This window comes from Acuticoccus kandeliae (assembly GCF_003073115.1).
Window position 1 is genome coordinate 1 of record NZ_QBBV01000126.1, and the last position, 334, is coordinate 334.

1 protein-coding gene is annotated in these 334 nt (G+C 74.3%); it reads right to left on the minus strand.

Features of this window, described 5'->3' with window-relative positions; translation table 11 throughout:
- Positions 1–289, minus strand: a 289-nt coding sequence (locus DBV35_RS29595) for an acetyl-coenzyme A synthetase N-terminal domain-containing protein (RefSeq protein ID WP_281262264.1), incomplete at its 3' end; no start/stop codon positions are given.
- Between the last annotated feature and the right edge of the window lie 45 nt (positions 290–334).

The window sequence follows — 334 nt, forward strand, 5'->3', positions numbered from 1 at the left end:
CGGCGATGTCGTCGTCGGCGCGGCCCGGGCCGGGGGTCAGGGCGTGCTCGGCGTAGTTGAGGGTCGCGCCCGGGAACCACTGCGCGCCGGGCATGTCACGGGAGCCGAGCGTGGCCGTCGGGCGGGCGTGGAACAGCACGCCGGAGTACTCGGCGACCGCCGACCAGAAGCCCTCCAGGTCGGTCACCGACCAGGTGTGCAGCTGCGCGTAGTCGGTGACGTCGGACAGCGGGGCGCCCCGCTCGTCACGCACCCAGGTCGCGAACCGGACGATCTCGGTGTCCGCCACCCGGTCCGGGTCCGGGCTCCACAGGAGCTCGGGGGTGTCCGGATC